Consider the following 10,023-nt stretch of genomic DNA (forward strand, 5'->3'; position numbering starts at 1 on the left):
CCGTTCGGCCCGGCCCGGGTCCCGGTCGAACAGCTCGCGCAGGTCCGGCCGCGCGAGCGCGTCCGAGCGGTGGTCCTTGAGCGCGGCCCACTCGGGCCGGTCGGTGAGCTTGGGGGTGTCAGACATGGACGGGGGTCTCCTTGTCGGCCTCGCCGCGCAGGGCGATGGCGTACATCTCGTCCGCGTCGAGGCGCCTGAGCTCCTCGGCGATGAGTTCGGAGGTGGCGCGGACCTTCAGCGCGAGCGAACGCGGGGGCTGGCCCGGCAGGGTGAGGGTGGCGAGCGGGCCCTCGGGCCGGTCGATGACGATCTCGCCGTTCGCGGTGCCCAGGCGGACGGCCGTGACGACCGGGCCGTCGGTGATCACGCGCTCGACGCGCACCTTCAGCCGCGCCTCCAGCCAGCGGGCCAGCAGCTCGGCGGCCGGGTTGTCGGCCTCGGCCTCCACGGTCGCCGAGGTCACCGGCACCCGGGCCTGGTCCAGCGCCGCGGCCAGCATGGAGCGCCACAGCGTCAGCCGGGTCCAGGCCAGGTCGGTGTCACCGGGCGCGTAGGAGCGGACCCGCTTCTCCAGGACCTCCATCGGCCGCTCGACGGCGTACAGGTCGGTGATCCGGCGCTGGGCCAGCGCGCCCAGCGGGTCCTTCGCCGGGTTGTCCGGTGCCTCCACCGGCCACCACACGACGACCGGGGCGTCGGGGAGCAGCAGCGGCAGCACGACCGAGTCGGCGTGCTCGGACACCTCGCCGTACATGCGCAGCACGACCGTCTCGCCGGTGCCGGCCTCCGAGCCGACCCGCACCTCGGCGTCGAGGTGCGAGCGGGTGCGGTCGCGCAGGTTGCGGGCGTGCCGCTTGATGACGACCAGGGTGCGCGAGGGGTGCTCGTGCGAGGCCTCCTCGGCGGCCTTCATCGAGTCGTAGGCGTTCTCCTCGTCCGTGACGATCACCATCGTCAGGACCATGCCCACGGCCGGGCTGCCGATGGCGCGGCGCCCCTGCACCAGCGCCTTGTTGACCTTGCTTGCCGTGGTGTCGGTCAGGTCGATCCTCATGGCCTGCGCCAGCTCCGTCCGTCTCGTGCGAGCATCTCGTCGGCTTCCTCCGGGCCCCAGCCGCCCGAGGCGTACTGGGCAGGCCTGCCGTGCGTGGCCCAGTACTCCTCGATCGGGTCGAGGATCCGCCAGGACTCTTCCACTTCCTGGTGACGGGGGAACAGGTTGGCGTCGCCCAGAAGGACGTCCAGGATCAGCCGTTCGTACGCCTCCGGACTCGACTCGGTGAACGACTCGCCGTACGCGAAGTCCATGGACACGTCCCGGATCTCCATCGACGTGCCCGGCACCTTCGAGCCGAACCGGACCGTCATGCCCTCGTCGGGCTGGACGCGGATGACGATCGCGTTCTCGCCCAGCTCCTCCGTCGCGGTGGAGTCGAAGGGGGAGTGCGGCGCCCGCTGGAAGACCACCGCGATCTCGGTGACCCGGCGGCCCAGCCGCTTGCCGGTGCGCAGGTAGAAGGGGACGCCCGCCCAGCGGCGGTTGTCGATGCCCAGCTTGATCGCGGCGTAGGTGTCGGTGGTGGAGGCCGGGTCGATGCCCTCCTCCTCCAGGTAGCCGGGGACCTTCGCGCCGCCCTGCCAGCCGGCCGCGTACTGGCCGCGCACGGTGTGCTCGCCGAGGTCGTCGGGCAGCCGCACCGCCCGCAGGACCTTCAGCTTCTCGGTGAGCAGCGACGCCGCGTCGAAGGAGGCGGGCTCCTCCATCGCGGTCAGGGCGAGGAGCTGGAGCAGGTGGTTCTGGATGACGTCGCGGGCGGCGCCGATGCCGTCGTAGTAGCCGGCCCGGCCGCCGATGCCGATGTCCTCGGCCATGGTGATCTGCACGTGGTCCACGTAGGACCGGTTCCAGATCGGCTCGTACATCTGGTTGGCGAAGCGCAGCGCCAGGATGTTCTGGACGGTCTCCTTGCCCAGGTAGTGGTCGATGCGGAAGACCTGCTCCGGGTCGAAGACGTCGTGCACGAGCGCGTTCAGCTCGCAGGCGCTGTCCAGGTCGTGCCCGAACGGCTTCTCGATGACCGCGCGGCGCCAGGAGCCCTCCGGGGCGTCGGCCAGCCCGTGCTTCTTCAGCTGCTGGACGACCTTCGGGAAGAACTTCGGCGGCACCGAGAGGTAGAAGGCGTAGTTGCCGCTGGTGCCGCGGGAGGCGTCCAGCTCCTCGACGGCCTTGCGCAGCTGTTCGAACGCCTCGTCGTCGTCGAAGTCGCCGGGGATGAAGCGCATGCCCTCGGCGAGCTGCTGCCAGACCTCCTCGCGGAACGGCGTGCGCGCGTGTTCCTCGACGGCGTCGTGCACGACCTGGGCGAAGTCCTGGTCCTCCCAGTCGCGGCGGGCGAAGCCGACCAGCGAGAAGCCCGGCGGCAGCAGACCCCGGTTGGCGAGGTCGTACACGGCCGGCATCAGCTTCTTGCGGGACAGGTCGCCGGTGACGCCGAAGATGACCAGTCCGGAGGGGCCCGCGATGCGCGGGAGGCGGCGGTCCTGCGGATCGCGCAGCGGATTGCTCCAGTCGAGCGGCGCCACGGGCTCCACGGCGTCCTCGTCCGCCTTCCCGTTCTCCGCCTTCCCGGCGGCGCCGGACGCCTTGGACCTCTTCGCGGGCCGGGCGGACCCGCCCGCCGCGGCGGCCTTCGGCGCCCCGGCCGTCCGGGGCTCGTCGACCTGCTCGACCGTCGGCTCTCCGGCGGCCTCCCGGGACGCGCCCGCCTCCTCGGCCTCCTTCGCCGCCTTGGTCCCGTGGACCGTCGTAGCGGGAAGCTCCTCGCTCATTCCCCGTCAACTCCCTTGCTGTTGAGGGACTTCGTCACGGCGTCGAGCAGGTCCTGCCAGGCCACCTCGAACTTGGCGACGCCCTCCTGCTCCAGCTGCTCCACCACCTCGTCGTACGAGATGCCGAGCCGCTCCACGGCCGCGAGGTCCGCCCGGGCCTGGGCGTAGCCACCGGTGACCGTGTCGCCCCGGACGTCACCGTGATCGGCGGCGGCGTCCAGGGTGGCCTCCGGCATCGTGTTCACGGTGCCGGGAGCGACCAGCTCCTCCACGTACAGGGTGTCCCGATATGCGGGGTCCTTCACACCGGTGGACGCCCACAGGGGACGCTGGGCGTTGGCCCGGGCGCCGGCGAGGGCGGTGAACCGGTCGCCCGCGAAGACCTCCTCGTACGCCTCGTAGGCCAGTCGCGCGTTGGCCAGCGCCGCCCTGCCCTTGAGGGCGAGGGCCTCGTCCGTGCCCAGCAGCGTCAGCCGCTTGTCGATCTCGCTGTCGACGCGGGAGACGAAGAAGGAGGCCACGGAGTGGATGCCCGCCAGGTCGATGCCGGCCGCCCGTGCCTTCTCCAGGCCGGCGAGGTAGGCGTCCATGACCTCGCGGTAGCGCTCCAGCGAGAAGATCAGCGTGACGTTGACGCTGATGCCGGCGCCGATGACCTCGGTGATCGCCGGGAGACCGGCCTTCGTCGCCGGGATCTTGATCATCACGTTGGGGCGGTCGACCAGCCACGCCAGCTGCTTGGCCTCGGCGACGGTGGCCGTCGTGTCGTGGGCCAGACGCGGGTCGACCTCGATGGAGACCCGGCCGTCCCGGCCGCCGGTGGCGTCGTGCACCGGGCGCAGCACGTCGGCCGCGGCGCGGACGTCGGCCGTGGTCATCATGCGGACCGCCTCGTCGACGGCGACGCCCCGGGTCGCCAGGTCGGCGAGCTGCTCCTCGTAGCCCTCGCCGGAGCCGATGGCGGCCTGGAAGATCGAGGGGTTGGTGGTGACGCCGACGACGTTCTTCGTGCTGATCAGCTCGGCGAGGTTGCCGGACTCGATCCGCCGCCGCGACAGGTCGTCCAGCCAGATGGAGACGCCCGCCTCGGACAGGCGTCGCAGTGCTCCCGCGGTCGCGGTTGCTTCGGTCACAGTGATCATCTTCTCTTTCTGCGATTTTTCCAGCGGTTCTGCCGCGGTTCCCGCCGCGGCCCGATCCGGACGGCTCAGCCGCGGGCGGCGGCCAGGGACTCCCTGGCGGCGGCGGCCACGTGCTCGGCGGTGAAGCCGTACTCGGCGAACAGGGTCCCCGCGTCGGCGGACGCCCCGAAGTGCTCCAGGGAGACGATGCGGCCCGCGTCACCGACGAAGCGGTACCAGGTCAGGCCGATCCCGGCCTCGACGGCCACCCGGGCCCGCACGGACGGCGGCAGCACGCCCTCGCGGTACTCGCGCGGCTGCTCCTCGAACCACTCGACGGACGGCATCGACACCACCCGGGTGGCGGTGCCCTCGGCCTCCAGCAGCTCGCGCGCGGCCACGGCGAGCTGCACCTCGGAGCCGGTGGCGATCAGGACGACGTCCGGAGTGCCGGTGGAGGCCTCCTCCAGGACGTAGCCGCCGCGCGCCGCGTCCGGGTTCGGCGCGTACGTCGGCAGGCCCTGGCGGCTCAGCGCGAGGCCGTGCGGCGCCGGGGCGGTGGAGTGCCGCCTGAGGATCTCCGCCCAGGCGGTCGCGGTCTCGTTGGCGTCCGCCGGGCGGACGACGTTGAGGCCGGGGATGGCGCGCAGCGCGGCCAGGTGCTCGACCGGCTGGTGGGTGGGGCCGTCCTCGCCCAGGCCGATGGAGTCGTGCGTCCACACGTACGTCACCGGAAGCTGCATCAGCGCCGACATCCGCACCGCGTTGCGCATGTAGTCGGAGAACACCAGGAAGGTGCCGCCGTACACGCGGGTGTTGCCGTGCAGGGCGATGCCGTTCATCTCCGCGGCCATCGAGAACTCGCGGATGCCGAAGTGCACGGTGCGCCCGTAGGGGTCGGCCTCCGGGAGCGGGTTGCCCTCGGGGAGGAAGGACGACGTCTTGTCGATGGTCGTGTTGTTGGAGCCGGCCAGGTCGGCGGAGCCGCCCCACAGCTCGGGCAGGACCGGGCCGAGCGCCTGGAGGACCTTGCCGGAGGCGGCGCGGGTGGCGATCGCCTTGCCGGGCTCGAACACCGGCAGCGCGTCCTGCCAGCCCTCGGGCAGGCGGCCCGCGACGACCCGGTCGAACAGCCGGGCCCGGTCCGGCTGGGCGCCGCGCCACTTGTCGAGCCGCTTGTCCCAGGCGGCGTGCGCCTCGGCGCCCCGGTCCAGGGCCGCGCGGGTGTGGGCGAGGACGTCGTCGGCGACCTCGAAGGACTTCTCCGGGGCGAAGCCGAGGACGCGCTTGGTGGCGGCGACCTCGTCCTCGCCGAGGGCCGAGCCGTGGGACGCCTCGGTGTTCTGCGCGTTCGGCGCGGGCCAGGCGATGATCGTGCGCATGGCGATGATGGAGGGACGGCCGGTCTCGGCCTTCGCCGCCGTCAGCGCCGCGTACAGGGCGTGCACGTCCACGTCGCCGTTCCCGGCGGGCTCGATGCGCTGTACGTGCCAGCCGTAGGCCTCGTAGCGCCCCAGCACGTCCTCGGAGAACGCGGTCGCGGTGTCGCCCTCGATGGAGATGTGGTTGTCGTCGTAGAGGAAGACCAGGTTGCCGAGCTTCTGGTGCCCGGCGAGGGAGGAGGCCTCGGCGGAGACGCCCTCCTGGAGGTCGCCGTCGGAGACGATCGCCCAGATCGTGTGGTCGAAGGGGGACTCGCCCGCGGGGGCCTCGGGGTCGAACAGGCCGCGCTCGTAACGGGCGGCCATCGCCATGCCCACCGCGTTGGCGACGCCCTGGCCGAGCGGGCCGGTGGTGGTCTCCACGCCCGCGGTGTGGCCGTACTCCGGGTGACCCGGGGTCTTCGAGCCGTGCGTGCGGAACGCCTTGAGGTCGTCCAGCTCCAGCTCGTACCCGGCCAGGTAGAGCTGGGTGTAGAGGGTCAGCGAGGTGTGTCCGGGGGACAGGACGAAGCGGTCACGGCCGGTCCACTCCGGATCGGCCGGGTCGTGCCGCATCACCTTCTGAAAGATCGTGTACGCGGCAGGAGCGAGGGCCATCGCCGTGCCCGGGTGACCGTTGCCCACCTTCTGCACCGTGTCCGCCGCCAGAATGCGGGCGGTGTCGACGGCACGCCGGTCGAGTTCGGTCCATTCGAAGCTGTCCGTGGTCTGCGTGCTCATCTTCAAGAAGTCCTCGATCGGAGCGGAGTACGGGGTCTGACGTGTTCAAACTTAAAAGTCTGACTTTTGGGAGTGAAGGTCGCGGTGTGCCAGCCTGTGGTGAAACTGGGACACCCCCCGGCGCCACGGCGCACGGGCGGCACGGCGCGAGAAGGACATGGCGGACGAACACACCCAATACGGCGACGGCGATGGCGGCGACGGGATCAGAACGTTCCCCTTCCCGGTCGATCTCAGCCTCCTCGGCGTCGGCATGCAGGTCGGCCCCATGGGCACCGGCCGCACCTGGCACGCGCACGCCCCGCTGCACCGCGTGCACCGCATCGACTTCCACGTCGTCATGCTCTTCACCGGCGGACCGGTCCGTCACATGATCGACTTCGCCGAGTACGAGGCGACGGCCGGCGATCTGCTGTGGATCCGTCCCGGCCAGGTCCACCGCTTCTCGCCCGACAGCGAGTACCGCGGAACGGTGCTGACCATGCAGCCCGGCTTCCTGCCCCGCGCGACCGTGGAGGCCACCGGCCTCTACCGCTACGACCTGCCGCCCCTGCTCCACCCCGACGAGGCCCGGCTCGCCGCGCTGACCGCCTCGCTCGAGCAGCTGCGACGCGAGTACGAGGACGCCACGACGCTCCCGCTCAGCCTGCACACCGCGGTGCTGCGCCACACGCTCACCGCGTTCCTGCTGCGCCTGGCCCATCTCGCGGCCAGCTCGGCGCACGAGGCGCGGCGGGGGCAGGCGGACGCGCCGGGGGACACCACCTTCACGCTCTTCCGGGACGCGGTCGAACGGGACTTCGCCACCAACCACAGCGTCAGCGCCTACGCCGACGCGCTCGGTTACTCCCGCCGCACCCTCGTCCGCGCGGTGCGCGCCGCGACCGGTGAGACGCCCAAGGGCTTCATCGACAAGCGGGTGGTGCTGGAGGCCAAGCGGCTCCTCGCGCACACCGACATGCCGATCGGCCGGGTCGGGGCGGCGGTCGGCTTCCCGGACGCGGCGAACTTCTCCAAGTTCTTCCAGCAGCACACGGACCAGACGCCGGCGGCGTTCCGGGCGGAGCTGCGCTGAGGCCCGGTACGACAAAGGGCCGCCGGGCGCCCGCGGGGCCCGGCGGCAGGGACCAGGTAGCAGGGATCAGACGACAGGGGCCAGGAGGCAGGGGTCAGGCGCCTGCGAGCGCGCTGCCGGCCTTCCACTTCTTCCACGACAGGTTCCAGCCGTTCAGGCCGTTGGCCGGATCGACGGTCCGCCTGCCGGAGTTCTTCACGACCACCACGTCGCCGAGCCGGGAGCCCGTGTAGAAGGCGTGGCCCGCCGTGGCCTCGTCGTCCCCGCCCTTGGCGTCGTGCAGGCCGATGCAGCCGTGCGTGCTGTTGCTGTGCCCGAAGACCGAGGCGGACGTCCAGTAGTTGCCGTGGACGAAGGTGCCCGACGCGGTCAGGCGCTGGGCGTGCGGCACGTCCGCGATGTCGTACTCGTGGCCGAGCCCGACCGTCGAGGACTCCATCCGGGTCTCCTCCAGCCGCTCGCTGATCACCATGATCCCGGACCAGGTGGCGTGGTCCGCGTTCCCGCCCGTGACCGGGTAGGCGGCGACCTTCCTGCCGTCCTGCACGACGGTCATCCGCTTCTCGGCCAGGTCGACGGTGCTGATCCGCGCGCGGCCGATCCTGAAGGCGAGGTCCTGCGACTGGGTGCCGTGGACTCCGGCGGCGGCCCGCACGCCCGTCAGGCGCAGCCGGACGGTGACCGTCGTGCCGGGCGCCCAGTACTTCTCGGGGCGGAAGTCGAGCCGGGTGTCACCGAACCAGTGGCCCACCACCTCGACGCCCGGGTCGGCGGTGACCCTGATCGCCCGCTCGACCGCGGCCTTGTCCGTCACGGCGTGCGAGAAGGTGACCGACACCGGCATGCCCACGCCGTACGCGCCGCCCGCCCCGGGGGTGACGGAGGCCGTCAGCGTCTTCCCGGTGGCGGCGGTGGGGACCCCCGCGGCCGCCCGCGCCGGACCGCCGCCCAGACCGGTCAGCGCCGCCGCGACCGGCACGGCACCGAGCGCGGCGAGCACCCCGCGCCGGGACCATCCGGTCTGCTGGTCGTCCCGGTCGGGTATGGGGGCAATGCTCACGGCGTGCGGCCTTTCTGCGGGGGGTCGGCGGAATGAGTGCAGTATGCACCGTATATCTGGGCCGTCCCCGTGTGTGCCCGTCGGCGGGCCGGAACGCCTGTGAGAAATACGGCAGAGGGGGACGGGTGCGCGTCCGGTGGCTCCCGGTGACGGGCGGTCGCAGGGCGGTCCTCCGCCCGCGACCAGCGGTGGGAGCCCGGCGCCGGTCAGGGTGGCCGCCCTGTGGCCGAGGGCGGCGGCGGTGCAGCGGACCCCGGCGCCGAACGGCTTCCCCGCGCGTCACGCGGCCGCGGTGCCTCCGGCCGGAGCATGCCATGATCGGCACCGGTACCGAGGCGGGCGCGCGACGGAAGGGTGCGGACGTGAGGCTGACGATTCTGGGCGGCGGCGGGTTCCGGGTGCCGCTCGTGTACGGGGCGCTCCTCGCGGACCGCGCCGAGGGACGCGTGACCCGGGTGGTGCTGCACGACCTGGACGCCGACCGGCTCTCCGCGGTGACCCGGGTGCTGGCCGAGCAGGCCGCCGGGGTACCGGACGCCCCCGGGGTGACCGCCACGACCGACCTCGACGAGGCGCTGCGCGGCGCCGACTTCGTGTTCTCCGCGATCCGCGTCGGCGGCCTCCAGGGCCGCGCGGACGACGAACGGGTCGCCCTGGCCGAAGGCGTCCTCGGCCAGGAGACGGTCGGTGCGGGCGGCATCGCGTACGGGCTGCGCACCGTCCCGGTCGCCGTCGACATCGCCCGCCGCGTGGCCCGGCTCGCGCCGGACGCCTGGGTCATCAACTTCACCAACCCGGCCGGTCTGGTCACCGAGGCCATGTCCCGGCACCTCGGCGACCGCGTCATCGGCATCTGCGACTCCCCCGTCGGCCTCGGCCGCCGCATCGCCCGCGTCCTGGGCGCCGACCCGGAGGAGGCGTGGATCGACTACGTCGGCCTCAACCACCTCGGCTGGGTCCGCGGCCTGCGCGTCGCCGGCCGCGACCAGCTCCCGCGCCTGCTCGCCGACCCCGCCCTGCTCGGCTCCTTCGAGGAGGGCCGGCTCTTCGGCACCGAGTGGCTCCGCTCACTGGGCGCGATCCCCAACGAGTACCTGCACTACTACTACTTCAACCGGGAGGCCGTACGCGCCTACCAGGAGGCGGAACGGACCCGCGGCGCGTTCCTGCGCGACCAGCAGGCCCGCTTCTACGAGGAGATGCGCCGCCCCGGCACCCCCGCCCTCGCCGCCTGGGACCGCACCCGCGCCGAACGCGAGGCCACCTACATGGCCGAGAACCGGGAAGCGGCCGGCGCCGGGGAGCGCGAGGCCGACGACCTGTCCGGCGGCTACGAGAAGGTGGCCCTGGCGCTGATGCGGGCCGTCGCCCGCAACGAACGCACGGTCCTGATCCTCAACGTCCGCAACCGCGGCACCCTGGCGGTCCTGGACCCCGAGGCCGTGATCGAGGTCCCGTGCGTGGTCGACGCGAGCGGCGCCCACCCCGTGGCCGTGGATCCGCTGCCGGGGCACGCCACCGGGCTGGTCTGCGCAGTCAAGGCCGTCGAGCGGGAGGTGCTGGCGGCGGCCGAGACCGGCTCGCGCGCCACGGCCGTCAAGGCCTTCGCCCTGCACCCGCTCGTCGACTCGGTGAACGTCGCCCGCCGCCTCGTCGACGGCTACACGGCCGTGCACCCCGCCCTGGCCTACCTCAGGTAGCCCGCGCCTCCGCGCCCGCGCCTCCGCGGTCGCGCCTCCGCGCCCGCGCCTCCGCGCCCGCGCCTCCGCGGTCGCG

General features: G+C 72.8%; 7 protein-coding genes. 2 read left to right on the forward strand and 5 right to left on the reverse strand.

What is annotated here, in order from left to right; all coding sequences use genetic code 11:
* Window positions 1–118 precede the first annotated feature (118 nt).
* From opcA to tkt, 4 genes are all read right to left on the reverse strand, one after another.
* Window positions 119–1,054, reverse strand: coding sequence for a glucose-6-phosphate dehydrogenase assembly protein OpcA (gene opcA, locus JHAT_RS32775; protein ID WP_077801913.1), 936 nt, complete (start codon window positions 1,052–1,054; stop codon window positions 119–121).
* The gene (zwf, locus tag JHAT_RS32780) at window positions 1,051–2,829 is read right to left on the reverse strand and encodes a glucose-6-phosphate dehydrogenase (RefSeq protein ID WP_077801914.1); all 1,779 of its coding nucleotides are present in this window, start codon (window positions 2,827–2,829) and stop codon (window positions 1,051–1,053) included. The genes opcA and zwf overlap by 4 nt, the downstream gene beginning before the upstream one ends.
* The gene (gene tal, locus JHAT_RS32785) at window positions 2,826–3,971 is read right to left on the reverse strand and encodes a transaldolase (RefSeq protein WP_077801915.1); all 1,146 of its coding nucleotides are present in this window, start codon (window positions 3,969–3,971) and stop codon (window positions 2,826–2,828) included. The genes zwf and tal overlap by 4 nt, the downstream gene beginning before the upstream one ends.
* 65 nt (window positions 3,972–4,036) lie before the next feature.
* Window positions 4,037–6,112, reverse strand: a complete 2,076-nt coding sequence (gene tkt, locus JHAT_RS32790) for a transketolase (RefSeq protein ID WP_077801916.1) — start codon at window positions 6,110–6,112, stop codon at window positions 4,037–4,039.
* A 157-nt stretch (window positions 6,113–6,269) separates the two neighbouring features.
* On the opposite strand from tkt, the gene JHAT_RS32795 reads away from it, so the two are divergent.
* Window positions 6,270–7,187: an AraC family transcriptional regulator gene (locus tag JHAT_RS32795; protein WP_077801917.1), complete on the forward strand. Its 918-nt coding sequence runs from the start codon at window positions 6,270–6,272 to the stop codon at window positions 7,185–7,187.
* Between the two features lie 94 nt (window positions 7,188–7,281).
* Here JHAT_RS32795 and JHAT_RS32800 read toward each other — a convergent pair whose 3' ends face one another.
* The gene (locus JHAT_RS32800) at window positions 7,282–8,247 is read right to left on the reverse strand and encodes an Ig-like domain-containing protein (RefSeq protein WP_171991175.1); all 966 of its coding nucleotides are present in this window, start codon (window positions 8,245–8,247) and stop codon (window positions 7,282–7,284) included.
* A gap of 362 nt (window positions 8,248–8,609) precedes the next feature.
* On the opposite strand from JHAT_RS32800, the gene JHAT_RS32805 reads away from it, so the two are divergent.
* Window positions 8,610–9,947 (forward strand): 6-phospho-beta-glucosidase, encoded by a 1,338-nt coding sequence (locus JHAT_RS32805; protein WP_171991176.1) that lies wholly within the window; start codon window positions 8,610–8,612, stop codon window positions 9,945–9,947.
* The last annotated feature ends 76 nt before the right edge of the window (window positions 9,948–10,023 follow it).

The organism is Streptomyces sp. JHA26, from assembly GCF_002005565.1.
Classification (GTDB): domain Bacteria; phylum Actinomycetota; class Actinomycetes; order Streptomycetales; family Streptomycetaceae; genus Streptomyces.

Excerpts from the sequence above, each read along its gene's own strand:
- JHAT_RS32795 (WP_077801917.1), top strand. The coding sequence starts at position 6,270 with ATGGCGGACGAACACACCCAATACGGCGACGGCGATGGCGGCGACGGG.
- zwf (WP_077801914.1), bottom strand. The coding sequence starts at position 2,829 with ATGAGCGAGGAGCTTCCCGCTACGACGGTCCACGGGACCAAGGCGGCG.
- tal (WP_077801915.1), bottom strand. The coding sequence starts at position 3,971 with ATGATCACTGTGACCGAAGCAACCGCGACCGCGGGAGCACTGCGACGC.
- opcA (WP_077801913.1), bottom strand. The coding sequence starts at position 1,054 with ATGAGGATCGACCTGACCGACACCACGGCAAGCAAGGTCAACAAGGCG.
- tkt (WP_077801916.1), bottom strand. The coding sequence starts at position 6,112 with ATGAGCACGCAGACCACGGACAGCTTCGAATGGACCGAACTCGACCGG.